Genomic DNA, 18377 nt, shown 5'->3' on the forward strand with positions numbered 1-18377 from the left:
TAATTAATTTTAAATTTTAGTTATTCCTTTTTAAGCTTCGTTTGTGTTTCTGATTTTAGTTTGATAAACAACATTGTTATCAGTTCCAATGAACTCTAACAATCTATATGCTCGTTTATCATTACGTAATTCAGTTACTTCATCTTCTGGGTTATTAATATCTCCAAACTTGATAGAACCTGTAGCACAAGCACTAGAACAAGCTGTAGAGAATTCATTAACGTCTATAGCTCTACCTTCATTCTTAGCCTGTAAGATAGTTGCTTGTGTCATTTGAATACACATAGAACATTTTTCCATAACTCCACGAGAACGTACTGTTACGTCTGGGTTTAATACCATTTTTCCAAAGTCATCATTCATGTTGAAATCAAACTCATCATTGTTATTGTATTTAAACCAGTTGAAACGACGAACTCTATAAGGACAGTTGTTAGCACAGTAACGAGTACCTACACATCTGTTGTAGGCCATTTGGTTTTGACCTTGACGACCGTGTGATGTTGCCGCTACTGGACATACAGTTTCACATGGTGCATGGTTACAGTGTTGACACATAACTGGTTGAAAAGCTACCTGAGGATTTACTGTTTCTGGTGTTTCTAATGCTACATAAACATCTGCATCATCTATTGAAGATGCTTGGTTTATTTTTTTGTTAGCAGAACCTGCATCTCCTTCAGAAGTGTAATATCTATCAATACGCAACCAGTGCATATCTCTACCTACACGTACTTCATGTTTTCCAACAACAGGAACGTTGTTTTCTGCATGACATGCAATTACACAAGAACCACAACCTGTACATGAAGTTAAATCTATATTTAAATTAAAGTGATGTCCTATAGATCTATCATGATCTTCCCATAAATCTACAGATGTTACATCTACAGATTCGTGTTTTAAAGATACTTCTGGTCTAGGGTTCCATTCTTTAGCATCACCGTGAATGTACTCTTCTAAACTTGTTTCTCTTAAAATATCATGACGACCTGCAATAGTGTGTTGTAATTGCTCACATGCAAACAAGTGCTCTTCTCCAGTATTAACAACTGAAGCTATTTGGCTACCACCAAAAGCAACTGCATAAGCATTAACTCCAACTTTCATCTCATCTTTTAACGCTTTTGTTTTACCATATCCGTATGATAAAGCTAAAGTTCCTTGAGCTTGTCCTGGTTGAATTAAAACAGGTACTTTTTCAATAGCTACTCCTTTAACTGTAATTGTAGCATATTGACCATTGATAGCACCATTATCTTGAACTGGATTTGTGAATCCTAATTTATCAGCATCTGCTTGAGAAATTAACAAGTAGTTATCCCAAGAAGCCCTTGTTAAAGGATCTGGCAACTCTTGTAACCATGGGTTGTTTGCTTGTTGACCATCTCCTAAAGCAACAGAAGAATATAACGTTAATTCAAACTCTCCTGTTTTGGTGTTTGCTTTTAAAGCTTTAGCCGCACTAGCAACATCTATAGACTGCGCACTTAAAGTAGATGCAGCTATAGGAGCAAAACCATCGTGTAATGTATGATTCCAAGATGTACTTCCTAAAACCTCTGATTTTGCAAAGGCAGATAAGTAATCGTAATAAGATACTGTTTGCCCTGACCAAGCTAACAAACAATCTTGAAATTGTTTTGTATCAAATAATGGTTTGATGGTTGGTTGTGTTAAGCTATATTGATTTGCTGTAATTTTCACATCTCCCCAAGCTTCTAAATAACTTGGTGTTGGTAAAGCAAATTGCATTTCACTTAACGTTTCGTCTTCTTTAGAAGAAAAACCAACTGTTAATTTAGTTTTTGCCAATCCTGCTTTAAAATCTGCAGCATTTGGTAATGTATATACTGGGTTTGTATTGTAGGTAATTAAAGCTCCTACTTTCCCTGCTTTTAATTCTGAAACTAAGTTCGCTACCTCGGCATCATTACCTCCTCTTACATACTTAACATTTGTAGTATCTAAAATTTCAGATTGTAATGCTTGGTTAATTGCCAAAGCAATTAATTGAGCATTTTTATCTTGAATTCCAGTCACAACTACTGCTTTGTTTCCTGCTTTTTTTAATTGAGCAGCAGCTTGCTTAATTGCAGCATCACCTGGAGTCTTTTTAGATGGCAAGTTTTGTCCTGTAATAGCGTTGTATAAGTTGATCAAAGCATATGATTGCTCAGATGGCTTTAATACAACTCTTTTATCTGCGTTGGCTCCTGTTAAAGAGTAGTTTGCTTCGAATTGAATATGACGAGAAAACTTTCCAGCTTTTACATCTCTACCTGCAGCATACCCTGCTTCAAATCCTCCACCTTGCCAGTCTCCTAAAAAGTCAGCACCTATGGAAACAATTGTTTTAGCATCTTCTAACTTATAATTAGGCAAAGCTCTTTCTCCGTATACTTCTTGAAAAGCATCTAAAGCAGCTGATTCAGAAATAGCATCATATACTACGTGAGAAACATTATTGTATTTTTTAGAAAAATCAGCAATTAAAGCTTCTGTAGATGGACTTGCCAATGTACCTGTTAAGAATACTATTTTCTCTCCATCGTTAGAAATTTTCTCTAATTGAGCTGTAATTTTACCGTTTATATCCGACCAAGATGCCGTGTTCCCTTTTACCTTAGGACCTTGCAATCTTAAGCTATCATACAGTGATAATACTGAAGCATTTACACGTGCATTTGTAGTTCCTTTAGCTTCTTTATTTGGTAAGATAAAAATAGGACGTCCCTCTTTTGTTTTTACCAATACGTTTGCAAAATCAAATCCATCTGCAATTGTAGATGCGTAATAATTTGCAATTCCTGGAGTTACTTCCTCGGGCTTTACTACATAAGGAATCGATTTTACTACCGGTCCTTCACAAGCAACTAAAGAAGCTGCTGCTGTTGTAAATCCAACGTATTTTAAGAAATCACGTCTTGTTGTGTTAGACGTTTCTAAAGTCTCTTTATCACCTAAAAACGACTCAGGAGCTTGTCCTTCGTTAAATTCGTTTTGTTCAAGCGAAGCAACAATAGAACTATTTTCATTTAGTTCTTCAACACTTTTCCAGTATTTTTTGTTTGATGCCATGTTTATTTGTTTTTCTATAGTTGATGCTAACTAAAAACTTAGCTTAAATTCTTAATATCTTAGTAATGACACTTACCACATTCTTTACCTCCTAACTGAGCGATCGTTACCTTTTCTACTCCGTATTTTTGAGATAATTGTTCGTGTATTTTCTTGTAGTATCCGTTACCTTCTATGTTTACTTCTGTCTCTTTGTGACAATCTATACACCATCCCATTGTTAATGGAGAATACTGATACATTTCATCCATTTCCTCTACAGGACCGTGACATTTTTGACATTTTACTCCTGCAACAGTTACGTGTTGAGAGTGATTGAAATAAGCAAAATCAGGTAAGTTATGAATACGAATCCATTTTACAGGTTTTGTTTCTCCTGTGTACTCTAAATTGTCTGCATCCCATCCAGCAGCATCGTATACTTTCTGAATCTCTTTATCTAAATCTGCTTTTGTCAAAACTCTATCTTCTATTGTAACTACAGTTTCATCTGCTACTTCTGAAATGTTTTTGTGACAGTTCATACATACATTTACAGATGGAATCCCCGAAGTTTTAGAGTGTTTAGCTGATGAGTGACAGTACTGACAATCTATTTTATTATCACCTGCGTGAATTTTGTGAGAGAATGCAATTGGTTGTACCGGTTGATATCCTTCATCTACACCTACAGACATTAATGCTGTAAATCCAAAATAAACACCAACAAACACCAAAACAATTACTGAAACTATCTTTAAAAATCCGTTATCGCTCTTTAAGAAAACCCAACCGATTAAAGACAATAAAACTAACACCACAACTACTGTTGCTATTACTGGTAAAGCTTCACTAGCTGTAGATTCCACTTCAACTGTACTAGCTACTGCTGCTACAGCTCCTCCTTTTTTAACATCTCCTACAGTGGTATAAGCAATAATATCTTCTATTTGTTTGTCTGACAAAAACTCAAAAGTACTCATTGCCACTCCTCCAAACTCTTCGTAAATTGCTTTTGCATCTGCATCTCCAGACGCTCTTAACTTGTTGTTGTTCTTAATCCAAGCTTTTAACCAATCCATTTCACGACGTTCTGCTACTTTTCCAAGTGCAGGCCCTGTTGCCTTTTTGTCTAACTTGTGACATGATGCACAATGCATATTAAACAATGCTTTACCCGCTTTTACTTGCTCATCCGATGGAGTATCTTGTGCCGATAAACTCAAAGAAAAAGAAAAGAAAAGCACCAGACTTAACTTTAAAACACTAGACAGTTTTCTGTGTAATTTCACAATTTTCATACAGTTGTATAATAGGTTTTTATATTGTTCTAACACTTCAAAAAGACCTTAATTTGATTAAAAGTCATTTTTAAAGGTTGCCACAAAAGTAATATTATGCATTCAATTGGAGAACAGATATACGTAGGAAAAGTTAATTTATACGTATTCTAAATAAGAATTAAATATCGTTTTCTTTTCGTACTTTTGTAAAACTTAAAAACAAAAAAACATTATGGCATCTAAAACATTATTAATCACAATATTCACTATTTTATTTGGTTATTCTTCTACTATTTTAGCTCAAGAAAACAAACTAGAATTGCAGCATTTTATTGAAAAGAAAAAAAACTACAACAAGAACAGTAAAAGCGGAGTAAGTGTATTATTATATAATGGAAATGAGGAAAGCGCTAGAGCTTTGTACGAGGAATTTAAAGAAGAATTTAAGGATATTGACATAAAGCTTACCTATGTTAGCCCTGACTGGAAAGTTGTAACCAACGCATATAGCTCTACATTAGAGGCAGAACGTATTGCTTTAATTATAAGAGAAAAATATCCGAACGCAAAAATTTTATAAAAGAAAAAGGCTTTATCATTTGTTTGATAAAGCCTTTTTTTAGTTTATTAATTGATTTTATCTTATCAATTTTTTGTACTTAATTCGTTTTGGAATTCCATCACCTCCTAAACGTTTGATTTTATTTTCTTCATACTCTGAAAAAGATCCTTCAAAGAAATACACTTGAGAATCTCCTTCAAAAGCTAAAATATGGGTACAAATTCTATCTAAAAACCAACGGTCGTGTGAAATTACCACTGCACAACCAGCAAAATTGTCTAACCCTTCTTCTAAAGCTCGTAAAGTATTTACATCCAAATCGTTTGTAGGCTCATCTAACAACAATACGTTTCCTTCTTCTTTTAAAGTCATTGCCAAATGCAATCGGTTACGTTCTCCTCCAGACAAGGTTGCTACTTTTTTATTTTGTTCTGATCCGCTAAAGTTAAAACGAGACAAATAAGCTCTTGAATTCACCATTTTACCTCCCATCATTACCAATTCTTGACCATCAGAAAAGTTTTCCCATATAGATTTTTCTGGATCTATGTCTGAATGATTTTGATCTACATAAGCTATTTTTGCTGTTTCACCCACAATAAATTCACCATTATCTGGAGTTTGTTCTCCCATAATCATTCTAAAAATAGTAGACTTACCTGCTCCGTTTGGCCCTATAATTCCAACAATTCCGTTTTGTGGTAAGTTGAACTCTAAATTGTCGTACAATAATTTATCTCCAAATGCCTTGGCTACATTTTTAGCTTCAATTACATTGGTTCCCAAACGAGGTCCGTTTGGTATGTAAATTTCTAATTTTTCCTCAACCTGCTTTTGGTCTTGGTTCATTAACTTATCGTAATTCTTTAAACGAGCTTTTGATTTGGCTTGACGTCCTTTAGCTCCTTGACGTACCCAATCTAACTCTCGTTCTAATGTTTTTTGACGTTTTGAAGCTGTTTTTTCTTCTTGAGCTAAGCGTTTTCCTTTTTGCTCTAACCAAGATGAGTAATTTCCTTTCCACGGAATTCCCTCTCCTCTATCTAATTCTAAAATCCAACCTGCAACATTGTCTAAGAAATACCTATCGTGTGTAATGGCAATTACGGTTCCTTTGTATTGAGCCAAATGATGCTCTAACCAATGTACAGATTCTGCATCTAAATGGTTGGTAGGTTCATCTAACAACAACACATCTGGTTCTTGCAACAGCAATCTACACAAAGCCACACGTCTTCTTTCTCCTCCTGATAGGTTTTTAATAGGAGTATCTCCTTCTGGAGTACGCAGAGCATCCATGGCTATTTCTAATTTGGTATCTAATTCCCAAGCGTTAGAAGCATCTATTTGATCTTGCAATTCTGCCTGACGAGCCATTAGCTTGTCCATTTTATCAGGGTCAGAATATACCTCTTCCAAACCAAACATATCGTTAATTTGATTGTACTCCTCTAATATAGCAACAGTTTCGGCAGCACCTTCTTTCACAATATCCATAACGGTTTTGTCATCATCTAACTGAGGTTCTTGTTCTAAATACCCTACAGAATAACCATCTAAAAAAGTAATATCTCCTTGATAGTTTTTTTCTACTCCTGCAATAATTTTCATCAAAGTAGATTTACCAGAACCATTCAATCCTAAGATTCCAATTTTAGCTCCGTAAAAAAAACTTAAATGAATATTTTTTAATACTTGTTTTCCTGTAGATTGGTAGGTTTTACTCAATCCAGACATGGAAAAAATCACTTTCTTATCGTCTGACATATTATTATATTTATTTATAAAAATCAAAAATAGTTCTTTTTTACAGAGCAAACAATCATATTAAAAAGCACTAACAGTTATTCCTTAAAATAAAGAAAAGCCTTCTTAAAAAAGAAGGCTTTATTAAAAAAGATTACCCCCATAGCTTATTTTATATTACTATACAATGAATAAACGTATGATTAAAAATACCCTAATTAATAATTATATTCATTACTATTATGACACAGAAAGATTAAATAGGTCACATTCTATTTTAAAATTTTTATGTTATTTTCTGAAATAAATTTGATGGGGGTATACAACTGTCTCAGTATCAGATTTTACAAGCACATAAATATTATCTATAGATTCTACAATTCCAACAAAACCATTAACATCTACTTTGTCTCCTACAGATAAAGATTTTTTTGTGTAAAAACCCAACAGCAACCTAGTCACAACATCTTTAGAACCTAATCCAAACGACAAAGTAAACGTTACCAACACAGAACCAAAAATTAAAGTAATATTACTTGTAATAATTGCTGTATTCACTCCTAATTGCTCTAAAGACGTAACCGAAACAAAAATTACAACTACATAAAAAACAATAGTCGCTACAATATTAGCAACCCCTTCTCCTATAGATTTCATAACGGTTCTTATAGTTGTTCTTACTAAACTAGCTAAATAACCCCCTATAATAAAGATAACCACGGCTCCAAAGACCTTAGGCAACACACTAATTACATTAGAAATTCCGTTAGATACTACTTTTAACTGTAGCAACTCCGCTCCAATAATGATAAATATTAAAATTACAAACCATTTAACAATAGGAATACAAAATTTAACAAGATCAACTTGTATTTTTTTCTTCCCAAATGCTTCTGATTCATTTAGTTTTTCAATCACTTTATCTGGGTTGATTTTTCTTAATATTTTTTCAACAACATACAATGTTAGTTTTAAAACAATAAAAGCTATAATTAAAAACCCTATTATTTTACCTGTACCTATTAAGAAATTAAGCATTATGCTATAAAATTCTCCCATTTTTTCTGACTCAAAATTCATCTTATTATTTTTTCTTTTTAAATATAGTTGTTAGTATTTGTGGTTGTTTTACTAAAAAAAGATCTGCCAAATCTAGAGATAGTTTTAACACATCTATATTCCCCAATACCTTTTTCCTAAGTTCAGGTGAAGGCTGTTGGTTTTCTTGTATTTCTTTAAAAGGATTGCTCATAACATTACAAGATTTTATAGATTTCTAAAGCTTTTTTCTTAGCTCTATTTAAGCGCATTTTTATGGCACTTTCCCCTATTTTTAGAAGAGTAGACAATTCTTTAATAGACATGTCATCCTGATATTTCATTAACAATATCATTTTATCTTCTGGATCAATTTTATCAAGAATAAGAACTAATTTTTCGGCTTTAATTTCAAAAATTAACGCATCATCAATCTCTTCAATATTGCTATAAGACATTTCTAACTGATCACAAACTTTTTCATTTTGCTTGTATTTATCTCTTTGAACATAATTTACGCAAAAATTATAGGTAAATGAATACAACCACGTAGAAAACTTAGACTCCCCTTTAAATGTTTTTATTTTTACAAATAACTGTACAAATAAATCATGTGTTAGATCTTCGGCTAATTCTTTAGATTTTACAAAAGATAGGCATTTATTGTAAACAATAGAACTATATCTATCATACAAAACAGCAAACAATTGTGTGTTATTGTTTTTAACCAGTTCTTCTATTAACTCTTTATCTGTCAACCAAATATTTTTTAGTTTGCAAATGTAGACTTTAGAATAAACTTTAACCCTTTTTTATTTTAATTGAGTTATTAAGACCGTGAAAGCTATTCTTTATACACGCTAACAGAGGTTTTCTCCCCCAAAACAGTAGTTAATAACACACTATACATTCCGTTTTGCAAATTTGCCATAGAAAAAGAATTGTTTTGAATCGTACTATTTGAAACAAAACCTGTTAAAAAACTTGTTATAATACAAGTAGTATTGTTATAACTTTCTGGCACGTTTACAAGTCCATCCGTAGGGTTAGGAAACACTTTAATATTTTGTGATGGTTGTATATTAGAATTTACCAACTCGTTTTCTTGGGTTTGATATGCTCCCGAATCAATATTATTACTTACAACTCTATCTAAGCCATCTAAATCTAAACCAACCGTAGTATAACTACCATAATAGGGATTGTTATCGGCTTGTTGAATTCTATCTCCCAACCCCACAGCAGGTGAAATTGAAGTAATATGAAAATCGGTATGACTACTCCCTACATCAGCATTTATAAAATCTGGATTGGCATATATTGAGTTTTGATTGTGCCCTGTTGTTGTTACAAAGCTTGACAAGCTATAATAATCTACAAAATCTCCTTGCCCATTAGTTTTAGAATTCATGGTAATTAGTGCTATAGTATCTTTATACAATTCTGTTGCATAAAACAGATTATTATCAAAACTTATATGCGAATTTGTTAGTTTATAAGTCATAGAAAACAAGCGTTTATGATGGGTTCCTGCATAAAATATATTGTTCTTAATGATTGAATTTCTAACATAAGTAACCAACATTTGTCCGTTGTAAAAATCCTGAACATCATTGCTATTATTCGCAATGGTATTATTTACAATATGTACGTTTGTAACTTTACCAGAATAAGCTTCCTGATCTAAATCTGAAGGAATCCCGCTACTGGCATCGTAATAATTAAAACCGCCAACATCAATACCCGCATTTCTGTTTTGATAGACCAAATTATTTCTTACTATAATTTCAGAAGCAGATTTCCCTATTTTTTCACAACCTACTGAAATACCAAAATCGTTGTTATAAACAATATTATTTTCTACCACCACGTTTTTGGCACCATCTACATAAATTCCGGCTCCGTGAATTCTGTTCTCTGTAACATTATTATAAACCAAATTCTTTTTTACAACTCCATTTTGGGCTTGGCTTTTATTTTCATAATCTGCTACAGGAGAACCGCAATTGTTTTGCCAACCTTGCTCACAAGCATTGTAATGACCGGCAATGTCAATTCCTATATTAGAGTTGTTGTACACCTGGTTGTTCTCTATTAAAAAATCGGTTACATTTCCTTTTACCACCAAGGTTTCACTCCACCCTGTTTTGTTATTGTAAATTTTATTGTTTTTTATCTGAATGTTATGGGTGCTATTGGTATAATCAGAACCTAAAATTTGTAGTGGTGTAGCTGTTCTTACAAACAAGTTATTGTACTGATCGTATTCATGTGGAGGAACTCCAGAACCCAATTCATCTATAGCTTTAGTAGCTACCGCATATTTTATTTCTGAAATTTCATTCTCGTCAATAAGTACATAATCACTATTCTCAACCATTAATCCTAATGCGTGATTGGCTTGAATGTTTTGAAGTTTTAAATTGGAAATAGTAACGTGATCCGAATTTACAACTCTAACCAAAGCACTATTGATGTTGTAAATATAATTGGCTGCTATTAAACTTCCATCAATCACAGTATTCTCATCTTCTGCAGTAAATATCACGTTTTCTTTTCCCCACAACACTATTCCTTCAGACAAATAATGAGTTCCGCTTTTTACAACAATTGTGGCATCACTCCATACATTGTCCATTACTTCACTAAAAGAGGTGTAAGGATTTACATAAGTTCCATCAGACACTGTATTTGTTCCATTCGTGTCTACATAAAATGTTTGGGCATGTGCATAGCAAACACAAACCATAAATAATAGTGTAATTTTTTTCATAGCAAATAGTTTCATCTTAAAGTTACGTAAAAAACTATTTGCTTTTAATATTAAAACCTATTTGTAATTATTTTAATTCCCCCATCAATCCATTTTGATAATCTACAAAAGCCTGATAAGTTTCTCTTCTGCTATTCATTACAAAAGGACCTTCCATTACTACAGGTTCTTCTATAGGCTCTCCGGAAAGGACTAACAATTTTGATTTTTCAAGTCCTTTTAATGTTACCCCACCTCCATCATTGTTAAAAGTAGCCATTACTATTTTTCCATAGGTTAATGTTTCCTTAGCATTTAGAACTACACTTCCTTTAATTAAATAAACTAAAGCTTGTTGATTTTTAGGAATTTCTATTTCAACCTCTCCTTCTTTTTCTACATCTACCCAAAAGGCATTTACAGCTGTTTGCGTATTTATAACTCCTTGTTTTCCTCTTTGCGTTCCTGCAATTATTGTAACAACTCCCTTTTCAAAAACAATGGTTTCCATTTGCTCAACATCTGCTTGCTGGTAATTGGGTTCCATCATTTTTTTATTTCTAGGTAAATTTAACCATAGTTGTATCCCTTCTAACTCTCCTCCTTTTGCTACAAATTCTGGTGTAGGTCCTTCTGCATGTAAAATTCCTTTTCCTGAAGTTATCCATTGTACTCCACCACTTTTTATGGTCTGTATATTTCCTAAAGAATCTCTATGTTTTTGTTCTCCTTGAATTAAAAATGTAATCGGCTCAAAACCTCTATGCGGATGAGCACCTAAATCAAATGGATTGTTTTCTTTATTAATTAAATATGGCCCATAGTGGTGTAACAACAAAAAAGGATCTACTCTTGGTAATTGCTCAGACGGAATAGGCTGCCTTAACTCAATAGGTCCCATCATTGTAAACGGAGAATTGCTTGTGGTTTTAATTGTATTGTTTTTCATCCTCTTAACTTATCTAATAAATTACTTAAAACAACAACTTCTTTATTGGTTAAAAGATGCATGTGTTTGGCTACATTTTGGAACACAATTTTAGACAGCAACTCTAATCCTTTTGATGTTATTGATACGTATACAGCTCTTCTATCTTCCTCACACCTTACTCTTTCTATCAACCCTTTGTCACAAAGTTTGTCTGTCAACCGGGTGGTATTGGGAGATTTTTCTATCATACGCTCTTTAACCAATTTCATGGTAATGGGTTGTTTAGCCCCTCTTAATATTCTTAATATATTGTATTGTGCCGATGATATTTGATAAGGTTCTAACTCTTTATTTGTTATTGTATTGATAAAATTTGCTGTGTACTTTAAATTCAACATTGCTTTTATATAATCCGAATCGAACGTAGCATTTACCTCTTTAGAAAACTCCCCCATCTCTTTATTTTATAACTTATCCTGAAACTGTTGCACAACAGCATCTAACTCTGTATCTAATTCTTGATTGCTAATTTTTCCTTCTTTAAAGTTTTCATCAAAAGAAGGCAAAGAAAATATTCCGGTAACCACAGCACCATGGTACGGCATTCTTGCTGTTGCTATTTCTAAAACCGATTGTCCTCCTCTTGCACCAGGTGATGTAGCTAACAAAAGCATTGGTTTATCATTCCACATTTTAGAATTTACTCTAGAAACCCAATCAAAAATATTTTTAAAAGCAGTAGAATATGCACCGTTGTGTTCTGCAAAAGAAATTATAAACCCATCTGCAATGCTCAATGCATTGTTAAAAGCTGTTGCCTGTTCTGGAATTCCATTTTCAGCTTCTTTATCTACACTATAAATAGGCATTTCAAAATCATTCAAATCTAAATACTCTAACAACACGTTGTTTACTTTTGTTGCTGCGTAATTTGCCAATTGTTTGTTTATAGAAGCTTTACTGTTGCTTGCCCCAAATACTACTATTGTTTTCATTGTTATCTATTTAAATTTTACAGGTAAAGATATCAATTATTTTTAATTATTTACCATGGTAAATAAAAACAGGGTCAATCATTTTTCAATCATAACATTAATGAATTGTTAAGTATCAAAAATCTATAGGTTTTTGTACATTTGGCACTGCAAAAAACATACGATGGACATCAAATTCAATAAAAACGAAGACCATAACAAATTAGCAGTATCAGATTTAAAAACCCGATTTGCTAAAGTAGAACTAGGAGGCGGTTTAAAAAGGATAGAAAAACTACACTTAAAAGGAAAACTAACTGCTAGAGAAAGAATTGATTATTTATTTGATACCCACAAAAAATCAATAGAAATTGGTGCTTTTGTAGGAGATGAAATGTACCAAGAACACGGTGGATGTCCTTCTGGTGGTGTAATTGTTAAAATGGGGTACGTTAGTGGTAAACAATGTATTGTTGTTGCAAATGATGCTACGGTAAAAGCAGGTGCCTGGTTCCCTATTACCAGCAAAAAAAACCTGAGAGCTCAGGAAATTGCCATGGAAAACAGAATTCCAATTATTTACCTAGTAGATAGTGCTGGAGTTTATTTGCCTTTGCAAGATGAAGTTTTTCCGGACAAAGAACATTTTGGTAAAATTTTTAGAAACAATGCCAAAATGAGTAGTATGGGAATTACTCAAATTTCTGCGGTTATGGGGAGTTGTGTAGCTGGTGGTGCCTACTTGCCAATTATGAGCGATGAAGCTTTAATTGTAGACAAAACAGGAAGTATTTTTTTAGCAGGTAGCTATTTGGTAAAAGCAGCCATTGGCGAAAGTATTGACAATGAAACCTTAGGAGGTGCAACTACACACTGCGAAATATCTGGAGTTACAGATTACAAATCTAAAGACGATAAAGATTGTTTAGATACGATTAAAAATATTGTAGATAAAATTGGAGATTACGACAAGGCAGGTTACAACAAAAAAGAAGCCATTGCTCCTAAAGAAAATCCTGAAGATATTTACGGGATTTTACCTAAATCTCGTTCCGAACAATATGACATGAATGAGATTATCAAACGTTTGGTTGATAATTCTGATTTTGAAGCTTATAAAGATGGTTACGGAGAAAGTATTATTTGTGGCTATGCTCGTATAGAAGGTTGGGCTGTAGGTATTGTTGCCAATCAACGTAAAGTCATCAAAAACAAAAAAGGAGAAATGCAATTTGGTGGGGTTATTTATTCTGATTCTGCCGACAAAGCCACTCGTTTTATTGCCAATTGTAATCAAAAGAAAATTCCATTGGTCTTTTTACAAGATGTTACTGGTTTTATGGTAGGTAGCAAAAGTGAACATGGCGGTATTATAAAAGATGGTGCCAAATTAGTAAACGCAGTCTCTAACTCTGTGGTTCCTAAATTTACCGTTGTAATAGGAAACTCTTACGGGGCTGGTAACTATGCCATGTGTGGTAAAGCTTTTGATCCTAGATTGATATTTGCATGGCCATCGGCAAGATTAGCTGTTATGGGAGGTGCACAAGCAGCCAAAGTATTGGCTCAAATAGAAGAAGCTACATTAAAACGTAAAGGAGAAGAAATTACTCCTGAAAGACATGCCGAAATTTTGAAAAGTATTGAGGACAGATATGACAAACAAACATCTCCATATTACGCTGCTGCCAGATTATGGACCGATGCCGTAATAGATCCTTTAGAAACTAGAACTTGGATTGGTATGGGAATAGAAGCTGCCAATCATGCTCCTATAGAAAAACCTTTTAACTTAGGAGTTATTCAAGTTTGATAAAACTTGTAGCACAATAGAAAAAACAATAATTTTACGACACTTATATAATATTACATAGAAATGGGTAGAGCATTTGAATTTAGAAAAGCTAGAAAAATGAAACGTTGGTCTGCAATGGCAAAAACGTTTACTAGAATTGGGAAAGACATTGTAATGGCTGTTAAAGAGGGAGGACCAAATCCAGATACCAACTCTCGTTTACGTGCCGTAATTCAGAATGCAAAGGCTGCAAACATGCCTAAAGACAATGTTGAAAGAGCCATTAAAAAAGCTACTGATAAAGATACTGCCAACTATAAAGAAACCTTGTTTGAAGGATATGCACCACACGGTATTGCTGTAGTGGTAGAAACTGCAACAGACAACAACAACAGAACTGTAGCCAACGTACGTGCTGCTTTTAACAAATGTAACGGAAACTTAGGAACTTCTGGTTCTGTAGTTTTTATGTTTGATCATACGTGTAACTTCCGAATTAATTCTGAAAACAAAGAAATAGACTTAGAAGAATTAGAATTAGATTTAATGGATTTTGAAGTAGAAGAAGTGTTTCAGGATGAAGACGGAATCTTAATTTATGGACCTTTTACACAGTTTGGAGCCATTCAATCTTACTTAGAAGAAAACGAATTGGAAATTTTATCTTCTGGATTTGAAAGAATTCCTACAACAACTACTGAGTTAACAGAAGAACAACAAGCAGATGTAGAAAAATTATTAGAAAAATTAGAAGAAGATGATGATGTACAAAACGTATATCATTCCATGGCATAAGCACTATTTTACAACTCTTAAAAAAACCCTCTACCTTTGTAGAGGGTTTTAACTTTACACAAATGACAGTACAACAATTTAGAGAACAATATATTATTGGTTTTGGTTACGAAAAAAACTCTAAAACCAAAAGGTTCCGTTTAATGGTGTTAGATCGTACCACTATGCAAGTAATTAATGAAGTCTTAGAAAACGAAAACAACACTTGTTTTAAACAATTTTTAGCGGGTAAAGATATAAACAAAGCCATTTTAAAATTCAAGATGGATTCTTTAGAAGAAGTTTTACAACTACACAATGTAGAAAACATCAACTTATCAGAAAACGAAATCAACAAATATTTTGATTAATATGAAAAAGCAACACTTCTTTCTACTTTTATTAATTTCTATTTTAATTGCTTGCAGTGTCTTTATCAAAAGAGAACCTACTAGTACCATAGATACCATTAAGAGTGATGAATTGTCTTTTAACTATAAAACTTATCAACCTAGTGCTACAAGTACAATAGCCAATAAAACGTATTATTCTTTAGAATATAACGAAACCCATGAGCAAGCCAATTGGGTATACTATTTATTAACTGCTGAGTTTGTAAACGGAACCGCTAAACGCAAAGACAATTTTAAATCTGATACTAGTATTCCAACAGAATCTGCTAGTTTAAACGATTATAAAAAAAGTGGTTATGATAGAGGTCATCTATGCCCTGCTGCAGACATGAAATTAAACAAACAAGCCATGGATGAAACGTTTCTTATGTCTAACATGTCACCTCAGCTCCCTAGTTTTAACAGAGGAGAATGGAAACGTTTAGAAAGTCAGGTTAGAAAATGGGCTGTAGAAGAAGATTCTATTTTGGTAGTTACAGGCCCCATATTTAAAAATAATATAGGTCAAATTGGCAACAACAAAGTAACCGTTCCTGGAGCTTATTATAAGGTTCTTTACGATTTAACCCAACCTCAAAAAATGACAGCTTTTATATTGCCACACACAAAAGATATTAAAGCTTACAGCCATTATCAAACATCCGTAAATAAAGTAGAACAAGAAACAGGTATCGATTTCTTTGCTATCTTGCCAGATGAATTAGAAGAACAATTAGAAACCAATATTCATTGGTAACAAACATACATATTTTGAGCAATCACGAACACCACAACCACGAACACAATCATAAACATGAGCACGAACATCATCACCATGATGATGAACATGGAATTATGACCATTCAAGAATACCACAAAGCCAACTTAATGATGTTTAATGTTAAAGATTTAAAAACCACAGATACCGTTCTTTGTACATTAACCTCTATAGACCGTATGAGCTTTTTGGCCAATGGTATAGAACACCACGAATGCAAACGTTCTGAATTAACAGAACATTTTACAGAAGTTGTTAAAAGAAATTTAATTTTAGCTTTCTTTGACAAAATAGAAATTGAAGAATATGATGTATTGGATGTAAACAACAACATCGATTTTTTATTTGAATAAACACCACACAATTATGGATATAAAAGAATTTAGTAAAAAGTATATTTTAAATTATACAATTAACGAAACACACCCAGAAAACATAGAGTTTTCTTTAGAAACTATTGATAGAAAAACATTACAACCAAGTTTAGATTTTAAAAAATTAAAATCAGAAACACCTGTAGAGTGGTTGTCTGATAAAATTGGAGAAGAAATTTTAGCGGGTAGAAACCCAGGGCAATTTCAAACAAGTTTTTACAACAATGTAAAACGTAAATTGATTAATACTCTATTAATTAAAAACAGAATTAAAGGTTTTGATCCTTTAAACACCAACGAAAGTATTGACTTTTTGTTTAGGTAAACCTTAATCCCTTAGTTTAAAAAAATAAACTAAGGGATTTTTTTATTAAGAAACACAACAATATCACCCCAGAATACATTTGCCTATACACAAATATTTATGGTCTTTTATATTTGTAGTACTTAAAAACTCAATATTATGTTAAAAAAAATTAGTTATCTAATTCTATTATTGATTCCTTACACCAATTATGCTCAAACAAAAGTGGCTTCTCTATTTCAAAACCACATGGTTCTTCAGCAACAAGATGAAGTTTCTATTTGGGGAAATGACGATGCCAAAACCAACATAAAAATCAATGCTAGTTGGGGAGAAAATGCTACCACTACTACTGATAAAAACGGTAAATGGAAGTTAAAAATTAAAACGCCAACAGCCGGTGGCCCTTATTCTTTAACCATAAAAGGAAGTAACCAAATAAAGCTAGAGGATGTAATGATTGGAGAAGTTTGGTTATGTTCAGGACAATCTAATATGGAAATGCCTGTACAAGGTTTTAACAACCAACCAGTAAACGGAAGTCAAGAAGAAATTCTAAACTCTAACAACCCTAACATTAGAATGTTTATGGTACAAAGAAATCCTAGTTTAACTCCTGTAGATACTTTGTCTGGAAATTGGAAAATGGCCAACCCAACAAACACTCCCAAATTTAGTGCTGCTGCATATTTTTTTGGAAAAAAGCTTGAAAGTATTTTAAACATTCCCATAGGCTTAATTGTAACTTGTTGGGGTGGTTCATCTGCAGAAGCGTGGACAGACACCGAAACCTTACAGGAATTTAAAACTATTAGCATTCCTTCTGAAATTCAAAAAGAAAGGGTACAACAGACTCCAAGAGTTTTGTACAACGGAATGATTCACCCTATTATAGGCTACACTATTAAAGGAGCTATTTGGTATCAAGGTGAGGCTAATAAATCTAAAGCTTCAGAGTATACTGCGTTAATCAATGCAATGGTAAGTTCTTGGAGACAACAGTGGAACCAAGGAGATTTCGCTTTTTACACCACTCAAATTGCTCCGTTTAATTATGGTAAAAAAGCAAACTCAGCTTATTTAAGAGAAGCACAATTAAAAACTTCGCAAACGCTAAAAAACAGTGGTATGGCTGTAACTTTAGATATTGGAGATTGTTATGCCATACATCCTCGTGAAAAGAAAATTGTTGGAGAACGATTGGCTTATTGGGCTTTGAATAAAGATTATCAAATAAAAGGAATTGAATATTCTGGACCTATTTATAAAAGTTTAAACTTAGTAAAAGACAACATTTTAGAGATTACTTTTTCTGGAACTAAATACGGAATTAGTAGTTTTGGAAAAGAGTTAACAGGATTTGAAATTGCTGGAGAAGATCAAAAATTTTATCCAGCTAAAGCTAAAATCATCAAAAAAACAAACACATTACAACTTAGCTCTCCTCTAGTTGAAAAACCTGTAGCAGTGCGTTACGGATTTACAAATTGTGCAGAAGCTAGTTTGTTTAGTACTTCTGGTTTACCTGCCTCTTCTTTTAGAACAGACAATTGGTAGTTCAAACTTTCACTAATAAAAAAGGCTTTCTAAAATTAGAAAGCCTTTTTTATTTGA

General features: G+C 33.0%; 18 protein-coding genes. 8 read left to right on the plus strand and 10 right to left on the minus strand.

Annotated features, from left to right (window positions below):
* Positions 1-30 precede the first annotated feature (30 nt).
* On the minus strand, positions 31-3081 hold the full coding sequence (locus tag ACY2IJ_RS06335; RefSeq protein WP_476726307.1) for a TAT-variant-translocated molybdopterin oxidoreductase: 3051 nt from the start codon (positions 3079-3081) through the stop codon (positions 31-33).
* Positions 3082-3140: 59 nt separating this feature from the next.
* A complete protein-coding gene (locus ACY2IJ_RS06340; RefSeq protein WP_476726308.1) occupies positions 3141-4361 on the minus strand; it encodes a c-type cytochrome in 1221 nt (406 codons plus the stop codon).
* Positions 4362-4575: 214 nt separating this feature from the next.
* Between ACY2IJ_RS06340 and ACY2IJ_RS06345 the strand changes: the two genes are divergently transcribed.
* Complete coding sequence (locus ACY2IJ_RS06345) at positions 4576-4923, plus strand: hypothetical protein (RefSeq protein WP_476726309.1); 348 nt, start codon at positions 4576-4578, stop codon at positions 4921-4923.
* 57 nt (positions 4924-4980) lie between these two features.
* Here ACY2IJ_RS06345 and ettA read toward each other — a convergent pair whose 3' ends face one another.
* The 8 genes from ettA to ACY2IJ_RS06385 all read right to left on the minus strand — a co-directional run bounded on the left by ettA (position 4981) and on the right by ACY2IJ_RS06385 (position 12367).
* Positions 4981-6672: an energy-dependent translational throttle protein EttA gene (gene ettA / locus ACY2IJ_RS06350; protein ID WP_476726310.1), complete on the minus strand. Its 1692-nt coding sequence runs from the start codon at positions 6670-6672 to the stop codon at positions 4981-4983.
* Between the two features lie 270 nt (positions 6673-6942).
* Positions 6943-7731, minus strand: coding sequence for a mechanosensitive ion channel family protein (locus ACY2IJ_RS06355; RefSeq protein WP_476726311.1), 789 nt, complete (start codon positions 7729-7731; stop codon positions 6943-6945).
* Positions 7732-7735: 4 nt separating this feature from the next.
* A complete protein-coding gene (locus ACY2IJ_RS06360) occupies positions 7736-7903 on the minus strand; it encodes a hypothetical protein (RefSeq protein WP_476726312.1) in 168 nt (55 codons plus the stop codon).
* Between the two features lie 4 nt (positions 7904-7907).
* A complete protein-coding gene (locus ACY2IJ_RS06365) occupies positions 7908-8447 on the minus strand; it encodes an RNA polymerase sigma factor (protein WP_476726313.1) in 540 nt (179 codons plus the stop codon).
* Positions 8448-8533: 86 nt separating this feature from the next.
* Complete coding sequence (locus tag ACY2IJ_RS06370) at positions 8534-10462, minus strand: right-handed parallel beta-helix repeat-containing protein (protein ID WP_476726314.1); 1929 nt, start codon at positions 10460-10462, stop codon at positions 8534-8536.
* Positions 10463-10529: 67 nt separating this feature from the next.
* A complete protein-coding gene (locus ACY2IJ_RS06375; RefSeq protein WP_476726315.1) occupies positions 10530-11390 on the minus strand; it encodes a pirin family protein in 861 nt (286 codons plus the stop codon).
* Positions 11387-11827: a MarR family winged helix-turn-helix transcriptional regulator gene (locus tag ACY2IJ_RS06380; protein WP_476726316.1), complete on the minus strand. Its 441-nt coding sequence runs from the start codon at positions 11825-11827 to the stop codon at positions 11387-11389. Before ACY2IJ_RS06380 ends, ACY2IJ_RS06375 begins: the two co-directional genes overlap by 4 nt.
* Before the next feature lie 9 nt (positions 11828-11836).
* Entirely contained in the window at positions 11837-12367 is a 531-nt protein-coding gene (locus ACY2IJ_RS06385) for an NADPH-dependent FMN reductase (protein ID WP_476726317.1), read from the minus strand.
* A 163-nt stretch (positions 12368-12530) separates the two neighbouring features.
* On the opposite strand from ACY2IJ_RS06385, the gene ACY2IJ_RS06390 reads away from it, so the two are divergent.
* The 7 genes from ACY2IJ_RS06390 to ACY2IJ_RS06420 all read left to right on the plus strand — a co-directional run bounded on the left by ACY2IJ_RS06390 (position 12531) and on the right by ACY2IJ_RS06420 (position 18320).
* Complete coding sequence (locus ACY2IJ_RS06390) at positions 12531-14159, plus strand: acyl-CoA carboxylase subunit beta (protein WP_476726318.1); 1629 nt, start codon at positions 12531-12533, stop codon at positions 14157-14159.
* A 63-nt stretch (positions 14160-14222) separates the two neighbouring features.
* Entirely contained in the window at positions 14223-14936 is a 714-nt protein-coding gene (locus tag ACY2IJ_RS06395; RefSeq protein WP_476726319.1) for a YebC/PmpR family DNA-binding transcriptional regulator, read from the plus strand.
* A 62-nt stretch (positions 14937-14998) separates the two neighbouring features.
* A complete protein-coding gene (locus tag ACY2IJ_RS06400) occupies positions 14999-15286 on the plus strand; it encodes a hypothetical protein (RefSeq protein WP_476726320.1) in 288 nt (95 codons plus the stop codon).
* 1 nt (position 15287) lies between these two features.
* Positions 15288-16064 (plus strand): DNA/RNA non-specific endonuclease, encoded by a 777-nt coding sequence (locus tag ACY2IJ_RS06405; protein ID WP_476726321.1) that lies wholly within the window; start codon positions 15288-15290, stop codon positions 16062-16064.
* A gap of 14 nt (positions 16065-16078) precedes the next feature.
* Positions 16079-16438: a hypothetical protein gene (locus ACY2IJ_RS06410; RefSeq protein WP_476726322.1), complete on the plus strand. Its 360-nt coding sequence runs from the start codon at positions 16079-16081 to the stop codon at positions 16436-16438.
* A gap of 13 nt (positions 16439-16451) precedes the next feature.
* A complete protein-coding gene (locus tag ACY2IJ_RS06415; RefSeq protein ID WP_476726323.1) occupies positions 16452-16784 on the plus strand; it encodes a hypothetical protein in 333 nt (110 codons plus the stop codon).
* 138 nt (positions 16785-16922) lie between these two features.
* Complete coding sequence (locus ACY2IJ_RS06420; protein WP_476726324.1) at positions 16923-18320, plus strand: sialate O-acetylesterase; 1398 nt, start codon at positions 16923-16925, stop codon at positions 18318-18320.
* Positions 18321-18377: the final 57 nt, after the last annotated feature.

The organism is Wenyingzhuangia gracilariae (assembly GCF_056387575.1).

What these genes read in the sequence shown, in the direction of transcription:
- ACY2IJ_RS06385 (WP_476726317.1), bottom strand. Translation starts at nt 12,367, where the DNA reads ATGAAAACAATAGTAGTATTTGGGGCAAGCAACAGTAAAGCTTCTATA.
- ACY2IJ_RS06340 (WP_476726308.1), bottom strand. Translation starts at nt 4,361, where the DNA reads ATGAAAATTGTGAAATTACACAGAAAACTGTCTAGTGTTTTAAAGTTA.
- ACY2IJ_RS06405 (WP_476726321.1), top strand. Translation starts at nt 15,288, where the DNA reads ATGAAAAAGCAACACTTCTTTCTACTTTTATTAATTTCTATTTTAATT.
- ACY2IJ_RS06360 (WP_476726312.1), bottom strand. Translation starts at nt 7,903, where the DNA reads ATGAGCAATCCTTTTAAAGAAATACAAGAAAACCAACAGCCTTCACCT.
- ACY2IJ_RS06355 (WP_476726311.1), bottom strand. Translation starts at nt 7,731, where the DNA reads ATGAATTTTGAGTCAGAAAAAATGGGAGAATTTTATAGCATAATGCTT.
- ACY2IJ_RS06370 (WP_476726314.1), bottom strand. Translation starts at nt 10,462, where the DNA reads ATGAAAAAAATTACACTATTATTTATGGTTTGTGTTTGCTATGCACAT.
- ACY2IJ_RS06400 (WP_476726320.1), top strand. Translation starts at nt 14,999, where the DNA reads ATGACAGTACAACAATTTAGAGAACAATATATTATTGGTTTTGGTTAC.
- ACY2IJ_RS06345 (WP_476726309.1), top strand. Translation starts at nt 4,576, where the DNA reads ATGGCATCTAAAACATTATTAATCACAATATTCACTATTTTATTTGGT.
- ettA (WP_476726310.1), bottom strand. Translation starts at nt 6,672, where the DNA reads ATGTCAGACGATAAGAAAGTGATTTTTTCCATGTCTGGATTGAGTAAA.
- ACY2IJ_RS06420 (WP_476726324.1), top strand. Translation starts at nt 16,923, where the DNA reads ATGTTAAAAAAAATTAGTTATCTAATTCTATTATTGATTCCTTACACC.
- ACY2IJ_RS06395 (WP_476726319.1), top strand. Translation starts at nt 14,223, where the DNA reads ATGGGTAGAGCATTTGAATTTAGAAAAGCTAGAAAAATGAAACGTTGG.
- ACY2IJ_RS06415 (WP_476726323.1), top strand. Translation starts at nt 16,452, where the DNA reads ATGGATATAAAAGAATTTAGTAAAAAGTATATTTTAAATTATACAATT.
- ACY2IJ_RS06390 (WP_476726318.1), top strand. Translation starts at nt 12,531, where the DNA reads ATGGACATCAAATTCAATAAAAACGAAGACCATAACAAATTAGCAGTA.
- ACY2IJ_RS06335 (WP_476726307.1), bottom strand. Translation starts at nt 3,081, where the DNA reads ATGGCATCAAACAAAAAATACTGGAAAAGTGTTGAAGAACTAAATGAA.
- ACY2IJ_RS06375 (WP_476726315.1), bottom strand. Translation starts at nt 11,390, where the DNA reads ATGAAAAACAATACAATTAAAACCACAAGCAATTCTCCGTTTACAATG.
- ACY2IJ_RS06380 (WP_476726316.1), bottom strand. Translation starts at nt 11,827, where the DNA reads ATGGGGGAGTTTTCTAAAGAGGTAAATGCTACGTTCGATTCGGATTAT.